21 protein-coding genes are annotated in these 20,454 nt (G+C 37.1%); all 21 read right to left on the reverse strand.

The window, feature by feature from the left end:
* Positions 1 to 193: 193 nt before the first annotated feature.
* Positions 194 to 397: a YlzJ-like family protein gene (locus tag BWGOE10_RS19015; protein WP_002088064.1), complete on the reverse strand. Its 204-nt coding sequence runs from the start codon at positions 395 to 397 to the stop codon at positions 194 to 196.
* Positions 394 to 1,143: a translocation-enhancing protein TepA gene (gene tepA, locus BWGOE10_RS19020; protein ID WP_070144568.1), complete on the reverse strand. Its 750-nt coding sequence runs from the start codon at positions 1,141 to 1,143 to the stop codon at positions 394 to 396. Before tepA ends, BWGOE10_RS19015 begins: the two co-directional genes overlap by 4 nt.
* A gap of 102 nt (positions 1,144 to 1,245) precedes the next feature.
* Entirely contained in the window at positions 1,246 to 2,916 is a 1,671-nt protein-coding gene (locus tag BWGOE10_RS19025) for a ribonuclease J (protein WP_070144569.1), read from the reverse strand.
* A 607-nt stretch (positions 2,917 to 3,523) separates the two neighbouring features.
* The gene (gene dapA, locus BWGOE10_RS19030) at positions 3,524 to 4,402 is read right to left on the reverse strand and encodes a 4-hydroxy-tetrahydrodipicolinate synthase (RefSeq protein WP_070144570.1); all 879 of its coding nucleotides are present in this window, start codon (positions 4,400 to 4,402) and stop codon (positions 3,524 to 3,526) included.
* Between the two features lie 11 nt (positions 4,403 to 4,413).
* Positions 4,414 to 5,646 carry an aspartate kinase gene (dapG, locus tag BWGOE10_RS19035; protein ID WP_070144571.1) on the reverse strand — a complete coding sequence of 411 codons (1,233 nt, stop codon included), beginning with the start codon at positions 5,644 to 5,646 and terminating at the stop codon, positions 4,414 to 4,416.
* Between the two features lie 23 nt (positions 5,647 to 5,669).
* Positions 5,670 to 6,716, reverse strand: coding sequence for an aspartate-semialdehyde dehydrogenase (gene asd / locus BWGOE10_RS19040; RefSeq protein WP_002014577.1), 1,047 nt, complete (start codon positions 6,714 to 6,716; stop codon positions 5,670 to 5,672).
* 150 nt (positions 6,717 to 6,866) lie between these two features.
* Complete coding sequence (gene dpaB, locus BWGOE10_RS19045) at positions 6,867 to 7,466, reverse strand: dipicolinate synthase subunit B (protein ID WP_002111357.1); 600 nt, start codon at positions 7,464 to 7,466, stop codon at positions 6,867 to 6,869.
* Positions 7,463 to 8,365 (reverse strand): dipicolinic acid synthetase subunit A, encoded by a 903-nt coding sequence (gene dpaA / locus BWGOE10_RS19050; RefSeq protein WP_070144572.1) that lies wholly within the window; start codon positions 8,363 to 8,365, stop codon positions 7,463 to 7,465. The genes dpaB and dpaA overlap by 4 nt, the downstream gene beginning before the upstream one ends.
* 169 nt (positions 8,366 to 8,534) lie before the next feature.
* Entirely contained in the window at positions 8,535 to 8,786 is a 252-nt protein-coding gene (locus tag BWGOE10_RS19055; RefSeq protein ID WP_070144573.1) for a YlmC/YmxH family sporulation protein, read from the reverse strand.
* 133 nt (positions 8,787 to 8,919) lie between these two features.
* Positions 8,920 to 10,161 (reverse strand): M16 family metallopeptidase, encoded by a 1,242-nt coding sequence (locus BWGOE10_RS19060; RefSeq protein WP_002088150.1) that lies wholly within the window; start codon positions 10,159 to 10,161, stop codon positions 8,920 to 8,922.
* An 86-nt stretch (positions 10,162 to 10,247) separates the two neighbouring features.
* Positions 10,248 to 11,147, reverse strand: coding sequence for a polysaccharide deacetylase family protein (locus tag BWGOE10_RS19065; protein ID WP_070144574.1), 900 nt, complete (start codon positions 11,145 to 11,147; stop codon positions 10,248 to 10,250).
* A gap of 154 nt (positions 11,148 to 11,301) precedes the next feature.
* Positions 11,302 to 13,455 (reverse strand): polyribonucleotide nucleotidyltransferase, encoded by a 2,154-nt coding sequence (gene pnp, locus BWGOE10_RS19070; protein WP_070144575.1) that lies wholly within the window; start codon positions 13,453 to 13,455, stop codon positions 11,302 to 11,304.
* Positions 13,456 to 13,616: 161 nt separating this feature from the next.
* On the reverse strand, positions 13,617 to 13,886 hold the full coding sequence (gene rpsO, locus BWGOE10_RS19075; RefSeq protein WP_001229392.1) for a 30S ribosomal protein S15: 270 nt from the start codon (positions 13,884 to 13,886) through the stop codon (positions 13,617 to 13,619).
* A 100-nt stretch (positions 13,887 to 13,986) separates the two neighbouring features.
* Positions 13,987 to 14,958 (reverse strand): bifunctional riboflavin kinase/FAD synthetase, encoded by a 972-nt coding sequence (gene ribF / locus BWGOE10_RS19080; RefSeq protein ID WP_070144576.1) that lies wholly within the window; start codon positions 14,956 to 14,958, stop codon positions 13,987 to 13,989.
* Positions 14,959 to 15,001: 43 nt separating this feature from the next.
* Positions 15,002 to 15,925 (reverse strand): tRNA pseudouridine(55) synthase TruB, encoded by a 924-nt coding sequence (gene truB / locus BWGOE10_RS19085; RefSeq protein WP_070144577.1) that lies wholly within the window; start codon positions 15,923 to 15,925, stop codon positions 15,002 to 15,004.
* A gap of 90 nt (positions 15,926 to 16,015) precedes the next feature.
* The gene (rbfA, locus tag BWGOE10_RS19090; protein ID WP_000776437.1) at positions 16,016 to 16,372 is read right to left on the reverse strand and encodes a 30S ribosome-binding factor RbfA; all 357 of its coding nucleotides are present in this window, start codon (positions 16,370 to 16,372) and stop codon (positions 16,016 to 16,018) included.
* Between the two features lie 15 nt (positions 16,373 to 16,387).
* Positions 16,388 to 16,669 (reverse strand): DUF503 domain-containing protein, encoded by a 282-nt coding sequence (locus BWGOE10_RS19095; protein ID WP_002088157.1) that lies wholly within the window; start codon positions 16,667 to 16,669, stop codon positions 16,388 to 16,390.
* The gene (gene infB, locus BWGOE10_RS19100; RefSeq protein ID WP_070144578.1) at positions 16,666 to 18,732 is read right to left on the reverse strand and encodes a translation initiation factor IF-2; all 2,067 of its coding nucleotides are present in this window, start codon (positions 18,730 to 18,732) and stop codon (positions 16,666 to 16,668) included. Before infB ends, BWGOE10_RS19095 begins: the two co-directional genes overlap by 4 nt.
* Positions 18,733 to 18,736: 4 nt before the next feature.
* Positions 18,737 to 19,048: a YlxQ family RNA-binding protein gene (locus BWGOE10_RS19105; protein WP_001286519.1), complete on the reverse strand. Its 312-nt coding sequence runs from the start codon at positions 19,046 to 19,048 to the stop codon at positions 18,737 to 18,739.
* Entirely contained in the window at positions 19,049 to 19,321 is a 273-nt protein-coding gene (gene rnpM, locus BWGOE10_RS19110) for an RNase P modulator RnpM (RefSeq protein ID WP_002088161.1), read from the reverse strand. It abuts the gene before it with no gap.
* Between the two features lie 11 nt (positions 19,322 to 19,332).
* The gene (gene nusA, locus BWGOE10_RS19115) at positions 19,333 to 20,439 is read right to left on the reverse strand and encodes a transcription termination factor NusA (protein ID WP_002173086.1); all 1,107 of its coding nucleotides are present in this window, start codon (positions 20,437 to 20,439) and stop codon (positions 19,333 to 19,335) included.
* Positions 20,440 to 20,454: the final 15 nt, after the last annotated feature.

The raw sequence follows: 20,454 nt of genomic DNA on the forward strand, positions 1-20,454 counted from the left end.
AATTAAGTACAACTTTCTTATAAAAAAGCTCTACTTATATGTCTTTCTCTCTATTTTTCAGGTCTTTATATCTTCTATTTTTACACTTCTTGTAAAATGTTAAATAAACAGAAGAAAGCAGCCTACTCATGGCTGCTCAACCGTCTTGTTTTTTATATTATACCATAGCTCCTAAACAAAATCCTGCTTTTTGCTAAAAGGTAATTTTCTGTCCAGGCTCAAACTCTAGGTAGTGAGACGGATTCGTACTTAATACACGTACGATAGAGTAACATTGATTATCCTCCTCAGAAACCACTAATTCCACTCCATTTATATTCACAACTTTTTGGCTTTCGCATTGTGAATAATCGGCCGGATACACAAGTTGCTCTGGCATAATTGTATATAAAATCATTGTAGCATTGTCCCTTCTGTACGATTGTCCATGTGTTCATCAATTAATTCGTTTAATTTTCGAAGTGCGCTACCAATACCACCGACACCATCTATAAGACCATACTTCACTGCATCTCCACCTATTACATTCGTCCCAATATCTCGCGTCAAATTCCCTTTTGCAAACATAAGCTCTTTAAAACGATCTTCCGTTACTTTCGAATGCTTTGTCACAAATCGAATGACTCTTTCTTGCATTTTATCCAAATACTCAAATGTTTGCGGCACACCTATAACAAGACCTGTTAAACGAATCGGATGAATTGTCATCGTCGCTGTTTCGGCAATAAATGAATAATCAGTTGAGACCGCAATCGGTACACCGATTGAATGCCCTCCTCCTAAAACAAGAGATACAGTTGGTTTTGAAAGCGAAGCCACCATTTCAGAAATCGCTAACCCAGCTTCAACGTCACCTCCAACTGTATTTAATATTAACAGTAAACCTTCAATTTTTGGATTTTGTTCAATCGCGACAATTTGCGGAATGATGTGTTCATATTTTGTTGTTTTATTTTGTGGTGGCAACTGAATATGACCTTCCACCTGCCCAACAATTGTTAAGCAATGAATACGCGATTCATTCATTTGTGGTACATTCGTCTGTCCAAGTTGCTGAATTTTCTCCACTATAGAAGCCTCTTTTGGAACTTCTTTCGGCTCAGCTTCTTTTTCTTCATTTGTATAACGATCACGTTCTGTCATATCGAATCCCCTTTCACTCGTATATAACTATTATTTCTTAAGTTATGAATTTCATTCGATAGGGTTAAAAAAGAAAAAGATCACCTGTAAAGGTGACCTTCTTTATACTTCCATAATAATCGGTAAAATCATTGGCTTTCTCTTCGTTTCTTCGTACAAGAACTGCCCTAATAATTCACGAATATTTTGTTTCAACATAGACCATTCAATTGTATACTCTTTAATTGATTGTTCAACAATCATACGTACAATATCTGTGGATCGTTCGATTAATGCTTCTGATTCACGAACATATACAAAGCCGCGTGAAATAATTTCTGGACCAGAGATTATTTTCTTTTCATCCTTACCTAGTGTTACAACAACAACTAAAATTCCATCTTGAGATAACATCTTTCTATCTCGAAGAACGATATTACCGACGTCACCTACACCTAATCCATCAATTAAAACATTGCCAGCTTGCACTTTACCAGCTAATTTTGCTTCATCGTCACCAAAAGCAATTACATCACCTTTTTCTACGATAAAGATATTCTCTCTCGCAATACCTACATCTTCCGCTAAATATGCATGTGCTTTTTGCATACGGAACTCACCGTGTACGGGTACAAAATACTTCGGCTTCATTAAATTTATCATCAGTTTTAATTCTTCTTGGCTACCGTGACCTGAAACGTGAACTTTTCTTTCACCGTAATAAATAACCTCAGCTCCAGATCTAAATAACAAGTCAATAATTTTTGATACAGATATTTCATTTCCTGGAATTGGAGAAGCTGCAATAATAACAGTATCACCTTTACGAATTGAAATTTGTTTATGAGCTTGTTTCGCCATTCTAGAAAGGGCTGCCATCGGTTCCCCTTGACTACCAGTCGTTAAAATAGCTACCTTTTTTTCTGGGAAATTGTCTATTTCTTGTAATGAAATAACCATACCTTCTGGAACATCTAAATAACCAAGACGTCTTGCAATATCTACCACTTTCACCATGCTACGTCCTACTACCGCTACTTTCCTTCCAGTTTCAGCAGCTGCATCAAACACTTGTTGAATACGGTGTACATTCGATGCAAATGAAGCAACAATAATACGTCCTTCTGAACTATAGAACACTTTAGAAATCTCTATACCAACTTCTTTTTCCGAACCTGTATAACCAGGGCGTTCAGCGTTTGTACTATCGGATAATAAGCAAAGTACGCCTTCATTTCCGATTTGCGCCATTTTCCCAAGATCTGCTCCACTATTTCCGATTGGAGTTTGATCAAATTTAAAGTCTCCTGTATATACTACAGCACCTTTTGATGTATGGAAACAAACACCCACAGAATCCGGAATACTATGTGTCGTTCCGAAGAATGACACAGTTGTCGAATTAAACTCTACTGTTGAATTTGAGTCAATTGTTTTTAAGTCTACACGGCCTAACATTCCTGCTTCGCCAAGCTTTTCTTGTATAAGTCCTACCGTTAATTTCGTCGCATATACTGGAATAGATAATTTACGAAGCACATAAACAATTCCACCAATATGATCTTCATGACCATGGGTAATAAATAGCCCTTTTACTCGCTCTTGATTTTCTACTAAATATGTAATGTCAGGAATAACAATATCAATCCCAAACATTTCATCTCCCGGGAACATCAATCCTGCATCTACAATAAAGATTTCAGAATCAATTTCAACACAGTACATGTTTTTTCCAATTTCACCTACTCCGCCAAGAGCAAATACTTTAACAGACTCATTCTCTTTTCTCTTCATGTTGTTGCCTGGTTTAAAAATCTTGCAAACACTGATTTCACTAAAATTGCAGAGACACCAGGGGAAACTCTGCAACCACCATATATTCACCGTCCAAGACGAATGTCCTTACCGTTATGCGATATCATGTCCTTGTTAATTTTTTAAACCAGGTTTCACCTCTCTTTCATTATATAAATCAAATATCTTATTCGATATGATATGAAAATTTCATTGAATCGTAATTTTTACTAATTTTGCTAAGCATACCCGTACTAAGCTACTTAGCCATATTATACCTGATACAAGAAATAGAACACAAGTTAAATTATGCGAAAGACAAGAGAAGACGCTAAAGTGAGGCTGTAATTTTCGGGAGGGATTTTCATATCATACTCACTATTTTTCCTACCTAATAGGAGTTCAATGGAAAAATATGCATGTAAATTCTTTACATAAACATGAAACGATATTCACTAAAAAATCTTATCTCTGTAATCAGTTCCTAACTAATCCTACACTCTGCCATCCCCTTCTTGTTACAACCTATTAACTATAGCTAATTTTCACCGCTTACATATAGTTAGTCAAAATAAAAATGACCTAGTTTCACACTAGGTCATTTTTATTAACGAGGAATAGATTGCATTACAGATTGTAACGTTACTCTTTCTTCTTCCGTTAATGGAAGAAGTGGCAAACGTACAGAACCTACATCTAATCCAACCATTTGTAATGCTGTTTTTACTGGTGTTGGGCTTGGCGCCATAAATAGTGCATCCGTTACTTTTACTAGTAATTGATGTAATTTCTGCGCTTTTTTGAACTCTCCAGCTTGGAATGCAGCAATCATTTCTTGCATTTCATTCCCGATAACATGAGATGCTACAGAAATAATACCTTTTGCTCCAATTGCCATAGCTGGTAATGTTAAACCATCATCACCGCTGTATACCGCAAAGTCGTCCGCTGTTTTTTCAATGATTTCTGTCATTGTTAACACATCGCCGCCTGCATCTTTAATCGCAACAATGTTTTCTATTTCTGATAAACGAACAACTGTATCAACGGAGATTTGTACAATAGATCGCCCTGGAACATTATATAGCATTACCGGAAGCGGAGTGCTTTCAGCGATTGTTTTAAAGTGCTGGTACATCCCTTCTTGACTCGGTTTGTTATAATACGGTGCCACTAGCATAACTGCATCAACACCAACTTCAGTTGCCTTTTTGGTTAAATCAACAGAAGCATGCGTATTATTGCTACCTGTTCCAGCGATTACGGGCACCCTTTTATCGACAACAGATACGACATGGCGATATAACGCTACTTTTTCTTCTGATGTTAATGTAGGAGATTCTCCAGTCGTTCCTCCTACCACGATTGCTGTTGTACCGTTATCAATTAAATAATTTACCAATTTCGTTGTCTTTGCAAAATCGATATTGTCGTTTTTATCAAACGGTGTTACCATCGCAGTTGCAATTGTCCCAAAATCTATCATGATCTCACTCCTTATTGTTCCAGTTGCTTTTCTTTTGAAAGCTCAAATGCACTATGTAATGCATTCACAGCCTCCACTAAATCGGCTTCTTTTACAAGAACCCAAATTGTCGTATGACTATCTGCTGATTGCAGAATTTGAATACCTTTTTCCGCTAAGGCTGTGACGATTTTTGCAGTAACCCCTGGAATACCTGCCATTCCAGCTCCAACAATAGATACTTTCGCACAATGCTCTGTCACAATTGGCTCATATCCAAGTTGATTCAACAATTCGACAGCGCGAGCTGATACACTATCATTTACTGTATAAGCTACACCAGTAGGAGAAATATTTATTAAGTCGACACTAATGCCTTCGTTTGCCATCTCTTTAAACACATGTTGTTGTAAATCGTATGCAGTTTCTTTTGCAAGCACTTTAATTTGCGTTACGTTTGACACATGGGCAATCCCTGTAACAGGACGTTCTTCTACATCCTGCCCTTTTGTGGCACCATCGTATGCCGCAATAAGCGTACCTTCACTATCAGAATACGTAGAACGTACACGAAGTGGTACTTTTGCATGCATCGCAATTTCAACCGCACGCGGATGGACAACTTTCGCACCTTGATAAGCCATGTTACAAATCTCGTTATATGTTACAGTTTGAAGATGACGCGCATCTTTTACGATACGAGGATCCGCAGTCATAACACCTTCAACATCTGTGAAGATATCGATATATTCAGCATGAAGCGCAACACCTAATGCTGAAGCTGAAGTATCACTACCTCCGCGTCCAAGTGTTGTCGTATCTCCATTTTTCGTTTGACCTTGGAATCCAGTAACGACGATAACATCTATATTTTGTAACTCTTCATGTATACGATCGCAATTCATTTCAATAATCTTAGCATTCGTAAAATCGCCATTCGTTACAAAACCAGCTTGTGCACCATTTAATGCTGCTGCTTTTATACCATTCTCATTCAACATATTAGAGAAAACGATTGCCGAGATTAATTCTCCGCACGATAATAATAAATCTTGCTCACGTTTAGAAATATTAGATTCCTCTTGATTTACAAGACTTAATAACGTATCAGTTGCATACGGTTCACCTTTACGGCCCATCGCTGATACGACAGTAACTACTTTATAACCAGCAGCTAACGATTTTTTTATATGGTGAAGCGCATGCTTACGCCCATTGTCATCACGTACTGATGTACCACCAAATTTTTGAACAATAATTTTCATATTTTGCACCTTCTCTTAGCCGTTTACACTAATTGTAATTTTACTAAGCGCTCTGCAATTTGAACAGAATTCCATGCAGCGCCTTTTAATAAGTTATCAGATACGACCCAAAGATGGAATCCTTTATCATTATTTAAATCTTTACGAATTCTTCCAACGAATACTTCGTTTTTACCTACTGCAGTAGCTGGCATTGGATATAACTGCTCTGCTGGATTATCTTGCAGTACAATACCTTCTGCATTTGCAAGTAAGTTTTTCATTTCTTCTACTGTTACGCCTTCTTTATCTACTTCAATGTACACAGACTCAGAATGACCCGATACAACTGGTAAACGTACACATGTCGCAGCTACTTCTAATTCAGGCATATGCATAATTTTTTTCGTTTCATTAATCATTTTCATTTCTTCAAATGTAAATCCATTATCTTGGAATTTATCAATCTGTGGAATAGCATTAAAAGCAATTTGGAAATGCTTTTCGTCACCTGATACAGGTAAAACATTCGCCTTTACTTCTTCACCATTTAAGATTGCTTGTGATTGTTCATGAAGTTCTTCAATAGCTGCCGCACCAGCACCTGATACAGCTTGGTATGTGGAAACGATTACTCGTTTTAAACCATATTGCTGACGAACTGGCTCAAGAGCTACTACCATTTGAATTGTAGAACAGTTTGGATTTGCAATAATACCATTATGTTCTTTTAAATCATTTTCATTTACTTCAGGTACAACAAGTGGCACGTTTTCTGTCATACGGAATGCACTTGTATTATCAACAACAATTGCACCGCGCTTTGCTGCTTCAGGCGCTAATTGTTTCGATACAGATCCACCAGCACTAAATAGTGCAATATCTACTCCTTCAAAACTTTCAGGAGTTGCCTCTTGAACTGTAAATTCTTCGCCTTTAAATACAAGTTTCTTACCTGCAGATCGTTTAGATGAAAGTAACGTTAACTTCCCAATTGGAAATTCTCGTTTCTCTAAAGTATTTAACATTTGTTCACCAACTGCGCCGGTTGCTCCAACTACAGCGACATGAAAAGTTTTTTGCTTTTCCATCACTATGCCCCTTTCTAGATACCAATCCTTCTATAACTTAGAATTAGAAGGAGCCTACAATGCCCCTTCTAATCTTAATAACGTTAATTTTATCATATTCTACAGTAAGAATGATGGTTTCATCAAAAATTGTCCGTTTTTTTTCGTTTTTTAATTCATATATCTGAATTTTTCTACAACAACAGGTTGTAATTGTTTTCCTTGCAGTGCTTCTAATACTGTATCTTCAAGTAACTCCATACGAGCTACCATTGAGTTCGGTTTTTTCTCTGGTGCATCTTGGCCGAATGGTACAAAGTAGATGTCTTTTGTAGCCATTAGGCGCATTAGATTAACCCCATTAAGCCCTAAAGCATCATTCGTCGAAACAGCTAACACAACAGGCTTTCCATTTCTAAGCGTCGCTTTTGCTGCCATTAATACTGGAGAGTCTGTCATTGCATTTGCAAATTTACTCATAGAATTTCCTGTTAGCGGTGCAATTACCATGCAATCTAACGGGATTTTAGGTCCGAGTGGTTCTGCTCCGACAATTGAATTAATTGCTTTAAACCCTGTTATTTCTTCGATCTTTTTAATCCATTCTTCTCCTTCGCCAAATCTAGTATTTGTGGATTGGACAGTATAAGAAACAACGGGACGTACTTCCGCACCTTCTGCAATTAACTTTTCTAGGTGTGGCATAACTTCCTCATACGTACAATGTGAACCTGTAAATCCGAAACCAATTCGTTTCCCCTTCAAACTCATTTCTCATCTTCCTCCTTTACGTTTGCATCTGCTATTAATAACTGCGAAAGAACATTCGCTAAAATTTGTCCTGCTGTTTTCGGTGCAACAATCCCAGGAAGACCAGGTGCTAATAGCGCCTTCACGCCACGTTTTTCCGCATAACGAAAGTCAGTACCACCTGGCTTAGAAGCTAAATCGATAACTAATGTATGAGCCGGCATCCGTGAAATTACGCTTGCCGTTACAACGAGATGCGGAATGGTATTTATTACAATATCGATATTACCTACTTCTTTCTCTATGTCTTGCATATGAAAAGGAGAAAACATCATTTCTGTAATACGAGCAATATGTTCCGATCGTCTCGCTCCTACTTTGACATGTGCTCCTAATGATTGAAAGGCTCTTGCTACACTCATACCAGTTCTACCAAACCCTAAAACCATTACATTCGATCCATGGATTGTGTAATCAGTATGTTGAATAACCATCATTAGTGTACCTTCTACAGTCGGAATAGAGTTATAAATTGCAACATCATCACGATCAAATAATTTTACAAGTTTTCGATTCGTAGTAGATACAAGATTCTCCAAATAAGGCGTTCCAATACCTGAATATATAGTAAAGTGTTCTGGTGTCTTTTCAATTTGCTCTTGCGTTATAGAAACTTTTTCATTTGAAAAAATAGTATCTACTTCTCCTTTGGCATTCGTCCCTGCAACTGGCAAAATAATGGCATCTAAAGCAGCGAAATTTAAATCTTGTATACTTTCTTTTGCTGCCCCAGTGAAGCCATGATCTAGCTGTTCAAACCCTATTAATGAAAGTTTCGCATCTAGTTCAACTAACTTGCGAATTACTTCTAGCTGCCGTGCATCTCCTCCTATGACAGCGATATGCATCTCAGTCAACATTCCCTAATTCACCTTCTTTTTCTTTCATTTATAAGAAAAATGCCTACTTTTTCTTTTTCCTCCACATCATATGTAATGTACGAGTTTGAGGTGATTGAAAAACAAAAAGCACACATGATTTATCTTCTTTATATAAAGATAAAAAAAAGACAACCAAAATGGTCATCTTTCACTCTGATTTTGAATGGTTTGTAAAATCACAAAGTATCATATCATGTCCCACTTTCTTAATTTGGTTCCATTCGATCCTCACTTCTTGCTGTTCTCTTTTAAAACCTCCCCACTTCCCAGCAGGTATAATAAGAGCTTGTATTCGTCCATCTCGCTCATTAATTTCTAAATCTGCGTGGCCTAAAACTCCCATTTTTTCCGCTCTTTCTAAATCCACAATCTCTTTACCACTTAATTCACTTAAACGCATGAAATCTCCCCCTTATCTTTTTTATCAAAGCCTCCCTATAATAAGTACCTATTCTGCATATATAAAAAAAATAACCGTATCTCATATAAAAGAGATACGGTTATTTCCGAAAGCGAATGAATTACAAAATCGATTAAAGTTTCATTCCTTTTGGCAGTTTTCCATCTGGACTAATAAGTGCCGCAGAGAATTCATCGGTAAACATATTGCGAATTAACTCGTCTACATTTTGCTTTGTTACAGTGTTTACACTTTCAATAATCTCATCAAGAGAACGATGTTTACGAAGAAGCAATTCGTTTTTACCATTACGGCTCATACGACTATTCGTACTTTCTAAACTTAACATTAAGTTTCCTTTTAATTGTTCTTTACTGTTAACAAGCTCTTTTTCTGTAATACCTGTATTTTTCAACGTATTTAACGTTTCTTGCATTGTTTCATACAGTGTATCTAATTGTTTACTACCTGTTCCACCGTAAAGTGTTAACATTCCTGTATCTTCATAAGAAGAGTGATAAGAGAATACTGAGTACGCCAATCCACGTTGCTCACGTACTTCTTGGAATAAACGGCTACTCATACTACCGCCTAAAACATTATTTAATACAATTAAGTTATAAATATCTTCGTGTCCCATTTGCAAGCCTTTATATCCTAAACATAAATGAGCTTGTTCTGTTTCCTTCTTACGTGCTACTTTATTGAAATGGAAAATTGGGCTATGTACTTGTTCACGATTTGTTGTTCCTTCGTAACTACCGAAATATTGCTCTACAGTTTGTAAAAATGCTTCATCAATATTCCCTGCAATTGATACAACAACATTTTCAGGTGTGTAATGATCTTTCATATATTGACGTAACGTATCACCTGTAAATGTTTCAAGCGTTTCTTCTGTTCCTAAAATAGGATATCCAAGCGGATGCGTTTCATATGTTGCTTTCGTTAACATATCATGCACAATATCATCTGGCGCATCTTCGTACATTTTTATTTCTTCACATACAACATTCTTCTCTTTTTTCAGTTCTTCCTCATCAAATGTTGAATTAAAGAACATATCTGCTAAAACATCTAACGCGTATTTAGCATGCTCATCTAGCACTTTCGCATAGTAACATGTATATTCTTTTGAAGTAAAAGCATTTACTTGTCCACCAATGCTATCAAATGATTCAGCAATCTCTCTTGCACTTCGCGTTTCTGTCCCTTTAAAGAACATATGTTCCAAAAAGTGCGAAACCCCATTATTTTTTTCATTTTCATTTCTTGAACCTGCGTGGATCCATATACCAATCGCAACCGAGCGTACAGTTGGTATATTCTCCATAACAATTCTTACACCATTTTTACACGTATATTTTTTAATCAAAAACTTTCCTCCTAATGCCAGTTTCTCTAAATAATTGCTATTATTTAATGATAACAAGTTTAGAGATGAATGTCATGCAAATGTATTTAATCCACACGTTTTTCATCTAGTAATTCTGTAATATTCCCCACTTTATATCCTTGTTCCTTTAAATTTTTAATCATAGTATCTAGCGCTTGTGTTGTAGATGAAGTAGGATGCATTAGCACAATAGCACCTGGATGTATTTTTCGCATTACTCTCTGCAATAGCACACCCGGTTCTGGCCGCTTCCAATCAATTGTATCTACAGTCCACATAATCGTCCCCATTTGGAAATCATCCGCTATTTTTACTACCTCATCCCGAAAGCTTCCGCTTGGCGGAGCAAACCATCTCACTTTCTGATTTGTAGCTGCTTCTATCATTCGATTCGTTTTTTGTAATTGATCTCGTATTTCATCTGTAGACAGCGTTTTCATATTAGGGTGTGTGTAAGAATGATTTCCTACTTCTTGATTTGCATCGACAATCATTTTGGCAAATCGTAAGTTTTCTTTCACCCAGCGTCCTTCTAAAAAGAAAGTCGCCTTCACATCATGTTTTTTCAATATCTCTAATATACGTGGCAAATACTCATTACCCCAGGCCACATTAATTGTTAATCCCACCATTTTTTTATTTGGATGTCCTCGATAAATGGGAGCTGGTGGTAAATCTTCTAAGTGAACACTCGGTGATACTTCCTTAAATTCAAGTTGTTTTTGATCAAACTTCTTGATTTTCTTCATATTATTATAGGACGCTTCTATATCCACTTGTTTTCCATTATACCCAGGCGTCGCCTTCCAAATCTTATCAATCATCGCATTTTGCGGCATAATCTCGTACTGTTTTGCATGCTTTTGAATCTCTTCATGCAAGTCATCCTGCGCAAAAACGGAATAAGAGCCAAAACCCACATATAAAGAAAATATAAATATGTACGCTAATATACGAGCTTTCATATAAACCCTCCCATTAACTATAAAAAAGAAACCATTTTCTTCTTATCTTTGTTAATTTGAGCGTTATGATGAAAACTATACCTATACTCACATAAAAATCTAAATGAATCACATTTTTTACATAACAAAAAAAGCCAGCTAAACTGGCTTTCACTTATTGTTGCTCTTGTGCGTTTTCTTCTTTAACTGCTTCTTCTTTAGCAGCTTCTTTTTCTTGCTCTTCTTTTAGCAATACTTTTCTAGATAAGTTTACACGACCTTGTTTATCGATCTCGATAACTTTAACTGAAATCTCATCACCGATTTTCACAACGTCTTCTACCTTACCTACACGCTCAAGTGCAAGTTCAGAGATGTGAACAAGTCCATCTTTACCGCTAAATAATTCAACGAACGCACCGAATTTTTCAACACGTTTAACTTTACCTAAGTAGATTTCGCCTACTTGTACTTCGCGAACGATATCTTCGATAATTTTCTTCGCTTTATCATTCATCTCTTGATTAATTGATGAAATGAATACTGTACCATCTTGCTCGATGTCAATTTTAACGCCAGTTTCTTCAATGATTTTATTAATTTGTTTACCACTTGGTCCAATAACATCACGAATTTTATCTGGGTTAATTGTCATTGTAATAATCTTCGGAGCATACGCAGATAACTCAATGCGAGGTTCAGCGATAACAGATAACATGTGATCTAGAATGTGCATACGACCAACTTTCGCTTGTTGTAATGCTTCTTCTAAAATCTCACGAGATAAACCATCAATTTTAATGTCCATTTGTAGTGCAGTTACACCTTTTGCAGTACCTGCTACTTTAAAGTCCATATCACCTAAATGGTCTTCCATTCCTTGAATATCTGTTAAAATTGTGTAATGCTCACCAGATTTTACTAGACCCATTGCAATACCAGCAACTGGTGCTTTAAGTGGTACACCCGCATCCATCATCGCTAATGTACTACCGCAAATACTCGCTTGTGAAGTAGAACCATTTGATTCTAATACTTCAGATACAAGACGCACTGTATATGGGAAATCCTTTTCAGATGGAATTACAGGCTCAAGAGCACGTTCTCCTAGTGCACCGTGACCAATTTCACGACGACCTGGTCCACGCATTGGTCTTGTTTCACCAACACTAAATGAAGGGAAATTATAATGGTGCATAAAGCGTTTTGACTCTTCTACACCTAGACCATCTAAAATTTGCACATCGCCTAATGCACCTAATGTACAAATACTTAATGCTTGCGTTTGCCCACGTGTGAATAGACCAGAACCATGTGTACGAGATAAAATACCAACCTCTGATGCTAAAGGACGAATTTCGTCACCTTTACGACCATCTGGGCGGATTTTTTCAACTGTAATAAGACGACGTACTTCTTCTTTTACAATTTTATATAAAATCTCACTTACTTGTCCTAATGTATCAGCATCAGCTTCCGCTGCTTCGTAATGCTCAATTACACGCTTTTTCACTACGCTAATTGCATCTTCACGTGCATGTTTTTCGTGCACTTGAATTGCAGAATGCATATCTGTCTCAGCCATTTCACGTACAGCTTGGTTCAAATCAGCATCCACTTCATAAAGTTTCACTGCTGTTTTCTCTTTACCGACAGCTTGTACAATCTCTTCTTGGAATGCAATTAGACGTTTTATTTCATCGTGTCCAAACATAATTGCTTCTAACATTGTTTCTTCAGGTACTTGATCCGCTCCTGCTTCAACCATGTTAATTGCATCTTTCGTACCAGCTACAACAAGGTGCATATCACTTTGTTCTTGCTGTTCTACTGTTGGATTAATAACGAACTCGCCATTAATACGACCAACTGTCGCACCTGCGATTGGACCTTCAAATGGAATATCTGAAATAGATAATGCTAATGAAGAACCAAACATAGCTGCCATCTCAGAAGAACAGTCTTGATCAACACTCATTACGATGCTGACAACTTGTACTTCATTACGGAAACCATCTGCGAAAAGTGGACGGATTGGACGGTCAATTAAACGACTTGCTAAAATTGCTTTTTCACTTGGACGGCCTTCGCGCTTAATAAAGCCACCTGGGATTTTTCCGACTGCATATAAACGCTCTTCATAGTTTACTGTAAGCGGGAAGAAATCTACATTTTTTGGCTCTTTTGATGCAGTTGCTGTAGATAGAACTGCTGTGTCGCCATATCTTACTAATACTGCTCCGTTTGCTTGTTTTGCAAGCTGACTTGTTTCAATTGTTAGCTGACGACCAGCTAAATCTATCGAGAAGACTTGCTTTTCCTGACTCATTTAAGTACCCCTCTCAATTTAAAATATTCAATTCTTCTATGTAAATGGATAGTATATCACAATATTCTTTCCTCTAGTATTGCCGAAAATTAAGTAAGCTATAAAGAGTAGAAGATATATTTTTACCTAACAAAAAAGCGGGAATATTCCCGCTTCTTTGACTATCGACGTAAGCCAAGCTTTGTGATTAATTCACGGTAACGTGTGATATCGCTATTACGAAGGTAAGTAAGTAAGTTACGACGTTTACCAACCATCTTTAATAGACCACGACGTGAATGATGATCCTTCTTGTGAGTACGTAAGTGCTCGTTTAGAGTGTTAATTTGCTCCGTTAGGACAGCAATTTGAACCTCTGGAGAACCAGTATCAGTCTCATGAGTTCTAAATTGTGCAATGATTTCATTTTTACGCTCTTGTGTTAAAGCCATCCTATTTCACCTCCTAATAATTAAACCCCCAGTTACCTAGCAAGCATCGGTGAGTCGCAATGCCAAGTAATGGTTGTCATAAAGTACATAACATAGAATACTACTTTTCATTTGAAAAAGCAAGTATATTCTTTACGCTCGCAAAATATTCTTGGGCAACCTTTTTATCTTGAGCGATTTGCGCAACTAACTCATCAATTCCATTAAACTTTTTTTCTTCTCTTATACGCATGTGCCACTCAACTGTAACACTTTGATCGTATATGTCTTTATTAAATTCAAATAGATGCACTTCAATAGATAATTGACGCTCATTCTCTTTGAAGGTTGGTTTATATCCGATATTACATACACCATCATGCCATTCATCATGAACCTTCAACCTTACCGCATATACACCTACAGGTGGCAACAAATATTCATCATTTAAACCTACATTTGCAGTTGGAAAACCAATTTGACGTCCACGCTTATCACCGTGTACAACTGTGCCTTCTACCGTGTAAGCTCTCCCTAAAATAGATGGAATCTGTTCCATTTCACCGTTTCGAATTAACTTTCGTAATGAAGTGGAACTTACTTTTTCTTCTTGATATTCAACTTTTTCGATCACGGTCTGTGTAAACTCCCCTCTTGCATGAAATGGTAAAGTCTCCATCTTCCCTTTTCCTAAACGTCCATATGAATAATCAAAGCCTGCTACTACATGCTTTACATTTAAACCAATAATATACTCATCGACAAACTGTTGTGGCAATAATCCAGCAAATGGCTCATCGAATTTCACTACATATAAGATATCAATTCCTAAACTTGCGATGATTTCTTCTTTAAGGCGCATCGGTGTAATATACTCCACATGCGCTTCTTTTTTCCCTAATACAACAGATGGGTGTGGATGGAACGTCATGACAGCACTTTTACATCCTCTTTCATCCGCTATTTTTTTCGCTGTTCGAATCACACGTTGATGTCCTAAATGAATGCCATCAAAATACCCTAATGCCATTACAGTAGGTGGTAATTCTATTTTATTTTGTTCATGTGGATGAGTTAAATGAATAAGTTTCACGCTTGAATTCACCTTTTTCTGTAATAATCCTTCCAATAATTCATTATAGCTTTAGTTCTTGATTATTCACAAGTACTTTCATTGGCTTTAGCATGCCAGGGTGTTTTGGGTGATGCTCATAAATTGCTAAGCAACGATCATTTTTATCAAATACTGTAATAAATGGTGCTGTTGTTTCTAATTCATTCTTTAAAAACATACCGTTCTTTATTTTTTCAGCTTGCTTTTCATCTACAACCATTTTTGGAAACTTACTTAGCGCCTCATCAATTGAGATGAAAATAGACTCTACTGTTCCATTTTGCACGTTTTCTTCAATTTCTTCAAATGATATGCAATCTTCTAGTAAAAATTCACCAGATGCTGTTCTTACAAGGTGAGACATATGTGATGGAAATCCAAGTTTTTCACCAATCATTACTGCTAGTGTTCTTACATATGTTCCTTTACTACACGTTACACGGAAACGAAATGAAATGTTTTCCCCTCCAAAAACTTCACGTTCATCAAGTAATACAAATTCATGAATTGTAATTGTACGAACCGGACGTTCAACTTCTTGTCCTGCCCTTGCATATTCGTATAGTTTTTTCCCGTTAACTTTTACAGCTGAGAACATCGGTGGCATTTGTTCAATTGTCCCTGTTAGTTCCGCTAGTACCTCTTCTACTTCTTTACGTGTAATGACACGATTTACATCTTGTTTCTCCACAACTTCACCAGAAGCATCTTCTGTTGTTGTCGAAAATCCTAATGTTACTTCACCTTCGTATGTTTTTGTTTCACTTGTTAAAAATTGCGCAATTTTTGTTGCACGCCCAACGCAAATAGGTAATACTCCTGTTACATCTGGATCCAGTGTCCCTGTATGACCAATTCGTTTCTCACGCAATATCTTTCTTAATTTGAACACACAATCATGTGATGTCATTCCCTTTGGCTTATGTAATAATACTACACCTTCCATATACTCACCTCATCATTATTCTTTTGTAGTAATTGCAATTATGCAAAACTTATTTTACATTGAAAAAATGGATAGACAAATGTCTATCCATTATTCTTCACGTTTACCGTCTTTATTAATTTCATGTAAAAGTGTATCAATTCGATGACCATATCCGATAGACTCATCGAACTCAAAGGTAATTTCTGGTGTTTTACGAAGACGAATACGTTGGCCAATTTCTGAACGAATAAAGCCTTTTGCCTTCGCTAAACCTTTTAATGTATTTTCTTTCTGTTCTTCGTCACCTAAAACAGAAATGTATACTTTAGCAATTTGTAAATCTCCACTCACTTGTACATCTGTTACTGTAACAAATCCAATACGTGGGTCTTTAATTTTACGACTGATAATGTCGCCTAATTCTTTTTTCATTTGCTCGCCCACACGGTTCGCACGTAATTTCATAACTCTTCACCTCATTCAATACCATTCCAAATGTGTTATCGTACGTTCAATTTCAGGAAATGAATCGATATACTCAAGTACACGATTCATTTCTTTTTCACAGACAACACGATTTGAGGATACGGAAACAATTGCAATTTCTGTACGTTGCCATACATCTTGATGCCCAACTTCAGAAACAGCAACATTATAGCGCTGTTTCACACGAGTTAACACACGTTGCAAAATTGCTCGTTTCTCTTTTAAAGAATGCACATCGTAAATCATACACTCGAATGAGAGTGAAGCGATAATCATCGCTTCACTTCTTCCATAACGTATGCTTCAATGATGTCCCCTTCTTTAAGATCATTATATCTCTCAATTGTAATACCACACTCATAGTTTTGTGCAACTTCTTTTACGTCGTCTTTGAAACGTTTTAACGTATCAAGCTGTCCTTCGAAAACTACTACGCCATCACGGATAATACGAACGCCACTATCACGTGTAATTTTACCGTCTATTACGTAACAACCTGCGATTGTTCCAACTTTTGTTACTTTGAACGTTTGACGAACTTCCGCTTGACCGATTACTTTTTCTTCGAATTCTGGATCCAGCATACCTTGCATTGCTGATTCAATTTCTTCGATTACTTTATAGATAATGCGGTGTAAACGAACATCAACTTTCTCTAATTCAGCTGTACGCTTCGCATTCACATCAGGGCGTACGTTAAATCCAATTATAATTGCATTAGATGCAGAAGCTAAAATAACATCAGATTCTGTAATCGCACCTACGCCTGTATGGATAATTTTCACTTTTACGCCTTCAACATCAATTTTACGAAGTGATGCTGCCATTGCTTCTACAGAACCTTGTACGTCTGCTTTCACAATTAAGTTAATTTCTTTTACATCGCCCTCTTGGATTTGTTGGAATAAATCTTCCAGGCTGAATTTAGATTTCTCACCACGTTGTGCAACTAACGCTTCTTGTGCACGTGATTCACCGATTTGACGAGCTTTCTTCTCATCCGCGAATGCCATGAAACGATCTCCCGCTTGTGGCACTTCATTTAAACCTGTAATTTCAACAGGAGTTGATGGACCAGCAACTTTTACACGACGACCAATATCACTTACCATTGCACGAACACGACCGAATGATGTTCCAACAACAATTGGATCTCCAACTCGAAGTGTACCGTTTTGAACAAGTAATGTCGCGATAGTTCCTTTACCTTTATCAAGCTGTGCTTCAATTACAGTACCAGCTGCATAGCGATTTGGATTTGCTTTATATTCTTCTACTTCACTCACAAGAAGAATCATTTCTAGTAAGTTGTCAATTCCCTCGCCTTGAATTGCAGAAATTGGTACGAAAATCGTGTCTCCGCCCCAAGCTTCTGGAACTAATTCATATTCTGTTAATTCTTGCATTACACGATCAGGATTTGCCGCTGGTTTATCCATTTTATTCACAGCAACAATAATTGGTACTCCAGCTGCTTTCGCATGGCTAATCGCTTCAACTGTTTGTGGCATAACACCGTCATCAGCTGCAACAACAAGAATTGTAATATCTGTTACTTGTGCACCACGAGCACGCATTGTTGTAAATGCCGCGTGACCTGGTGTATCTAAGAACGTAATTTTCTTATCATTTACATCAACTTGGTATGCACCGATATGCTGAGTAATTCCACCAGCTTCGCCAGCAGTTACTTTTGAATTACGGATAGAGTCAAGCAATGTTGTTTTACCATGGTCAACGTGTCCCATAATTGTAACAACAGCTGGACGTTCTTTTAAGTTTTCTTCATCATCTTGCTCATCGATGAATGTTTCAAATTCAGTTTCACTTACAACTACTTCTTCTTCTACTTCAATACCGTAATCAGTAGCAATTAACTCAATTGTATCTTTATCTAAGTCTTGGTTAATTGTTGCCATAATTCCTAGCATGAAGAGCTTTTTAATAATTTCAGATGGCTCTTTGCTTAACTTTTTAGCAAGGTCACCTACTGTAAGGCTTCCAGAGAAAGTGATTTTATCTGGTGTTTCTACTATTTGTGTTTGTTGTCTTCCAGCAAAGTTATCTTGACGTTTGTCTTCATTTCCTTTGCCTTTTTTCTTCTTCTTATTGCTGTTCTTTTTACTGCGAACAACTTTCTCTTCTACTTCAAACTCATCTGCAACAGAAGGTTTTTCTGCTCCAGTGTTATATTGATTATCTAATTTGTTTACTACTTCATCTTCTAACATTGTCATATGATTCGAAACCTCGATATTCATCTCTTTTAGTTTTGTCATAAGATCTTTACTTGAGATATTATTTTTTTTTGCATATTCATGTACTCGAATTTTACTCATACCTTCACCCCCGGTAATTTGTATCGAGCATGCTACGTAGCTTTTTCGCAAAGCCTTCATCTAACACAGCTACAACGACTCGCTCGTCTCTCCCAATCGCATGCCCTAATTGTTGTCGATTTTCGACTTTTCTCATTGGTATGTTGTAGTACGTGGTTTTATCAATGATACGTTTTGTAGTGTTCGCTGACGCATCTTCAGAAAGCAATACTAGCTTTGCTTTGCCACTTCGTACTTCTTTTAAAACGAGTTCTTCACCCGAAATAATTTTTCGAGCGCGGTTTGCTAGTCCTAAAAACGATTTCCAATCAGACACTTATTTCGACTCCTTCTCAACAAGCTCAAGAAGCTCTTCGTACAGAGAACTGTCGATTTTCGCTTTTAGATGATGTTCCAAAATGTTTTTCTTTTGGGCTTGAATAATGCTTTCTTTATCTTTTGATAAATATGCACCTCGTCCTGATTTTTTTCCTGATAAATCAATAGACACTTCGCCCTCTTTGGAACGAACAATGCGAACGAGCTCTCGTTTTGATTTCATCTCTTGCGTCGCAATACATTTTCTTAACGGAACTTTTCGATTGCTCATACTCATCACCTCTATTCGATTTCGTCTTCAACTGAATCGAATCCGAATGCGATTACGCTATCTTCTTCTGTCACAATACCAAGTTGTTTCGCATCAGACTCACTTTTAATATCAATTTTCCAGCCTGTTAATTTAGCTGCAAGACGCGCATTTTGTCCACGTTTACCAATCGCTAATGAAAGCTGGTGGTCTGGAACAACAACAGTTGTTGCTTTCTCTTCTTCATCTACAAGTACTTTAACAACCTGTGATGGACTTAAAGCATTTGCAACATATTCAACTGGGTCATTCGACCAGCGAACGATGTCAATCTTTTCACCTTTTAGTTCATCTACAACGCGTTGTACACGTTGTCCTTTCGGTCCTACACAAGAACCTACTGGATCAACATCGATATTCTCTGCATATACAGAAATTTTAGAACGGTCGCCTGCTTCACGTGCTACAGAGCGAATTTCTACAGTTCCATCATAAATTTCTGGAACTTCCATTTCGAATAAACGTTTTAAAAGACCAGGATGTGTACGTGATACGTAAATTTGTGGTCCTTTTGTTGTCTTTTCTACTTTTGTAATAAATACGCGAATACGATCATGTGGTTTATATTGCTCATTTGGCATTTGCTCACTTACAGGTAATAAAGCTTCTACTTTACCTAAGCTTACATAGATGAAACGAGCATCTTGGCGCTGTACAATACCAACCATAATGTCTTCTTCACGATCACTAAATTCTGAATAAATAACACCACGTTCCGCCTCACGAACTCGTTGTGTTACAACTTGTTTTGCAGTTTGCGCTGCAATACGACCAAAATCTTTTGGCGTTACTTCAATTTCTAGTACGTCGCCATCTTGGTAGTTTGGATTAATTTGTCTTGCCTCTTCTACAGAGATTTCAAGACGTGGATCAAACACATTATCCACAACGTCCTTACGTGCTAAAACTTGAATTGTTCCCACTTCTGGATTAAAGCTAACACGAACGTTTTGTGCTTGGTTAAAATTGCGTTTATAAGCAGAGATTAATGCTGCTTCAATCGCATCAATAATAATATCTTTACTAATACCTTTTTCTGACTCTAATACGAGCAAAGCATCTAACAACTCAGTGCTCATGAAGATCCCCCTTCT

The sequence above is a fragment of the Bacillus mycoides genome (genome assembly GCF_001757995.1).
Lineage (GTDB): Bacteria > Bacillota > Bacilli > Bacillales > Bacillaceae_G > Bacillus_A > Bacillus_A mycoides_B.

Coding starts and splice junctions, on each gene's coding strand:
- rpsO (WP_001229392.1), bottom strand. CDS start 13,886: ATGGCTTTAACACAAGAGCGTAAAAATGAAATCATTGCACAATTTAGA.
- pnp (WP_070144575.1), bottom strand. CDS start 13,455: ATGAGTCAGGAAAAGCAAGTCTTCTCGATAGATTTAGCTGGTCGTCAG.
- tepA (WP_070144568.1), bottom strand. CDS start 1,143: ATGACAGAACGTGATCGTTATACAAATGAAGAAAAAGAAGCTGAGCCG.
- BWGOE10_RS19055 (WP_070144573.1), bottom strand. CDS start 8,786: ATGCGTTTAAGTGAATTAAGTGGTAAAGAGATTGTGGATTTAGAAAGA.
- dapA (WP_070144570.1), bottom strand. CDS start 4,402: ATGATAGATTTTGGGACAATTGCAACTGCGATGGTAACACCGTTTGAT.
- BWGOE10_RS19065 (WP_070144574.1), bottom strand. CDS start 11,147: ATGAAAGCTCGTATATTAGCGTACATATTTATATTTTCTTTATATGTG.
- truB (WP_070144577.1), bottom strand. CDS start 15,925: ATGGAAGGTGTAGTATTATTACATAAGCCAAAGGGAATGACATCACAT.
- BWGOE10_RS19095 (WP_002088157.1), bottom strand. CDS start 16,669: ATGATTATCGCTTCACTCTCATTCGAGTGTATGATTTACGATGTGCAT.
- BWGOE10_RS19015 (WP_002088064.1), bottom strand. CDS start 397: ATGATTTTATATACAATTATGCCAGAGCAACTTGTGTATCCGGCCGAT.
- dpaA (WP_070144572.1), bottom strand. CDS start 8,365: ATGTTGACTGAGATGCATATCGCTGTCATAGGAGGAGATGCACGGCAG.
- infB (WP_070144578.1), bottom strand. CDS start 18,732: ATGAGTAAAATTCGAGTACATGAATATGCAAAAAAAAATAATATCTCA.
- dpaB (WP_002111357.1), bottom strand. CDS start 7,466: ATGAGTTTGAAGGGGAAACGAATTGGTTTCGGATTTACAGGTTCACAT.
- BWGOE10_RS19025 (WP_070144569.1), bottom strand. CDS start 2,916: ATGAAGAGAAAAGAGAATGAGTCTGTTAAAGTATTTGCTCTTGGCGGA.
- rbfA (WP_000776437.1), bottom strand. CDS start 16,372: ATGAAATTACGTGCGAACCGTGTGGGCGAGCAAATGAAAAAAGAATTA.
- nusA (WP_002173086.1), bottom strand. CDS start 20,439: ATGAGCACTGAGTTGTTAGATGCTTTGCTCGTATTAGAGTCAGAAAAA.
- dapG (WP_070144571.1), bottom strand. CDS start 5,646: ATGAAAATTATTGTTCAAAAATTTGGTGGTACATCAGTACGTGATGAC.
- rnpM (WP_002088161.1), bottom strand. CDS start 19,321: ATGAGCAATCGAAAAGTTCCGTTAAGAAAATGTATTGCGACGCAAGAG.
- asd (WP_002014577.1), bottom strand. CDS start 6,716: ATGGAAAAGCAAAAAACTTTTCATGTCGCTGTAGTTGGAGCAACCGGC.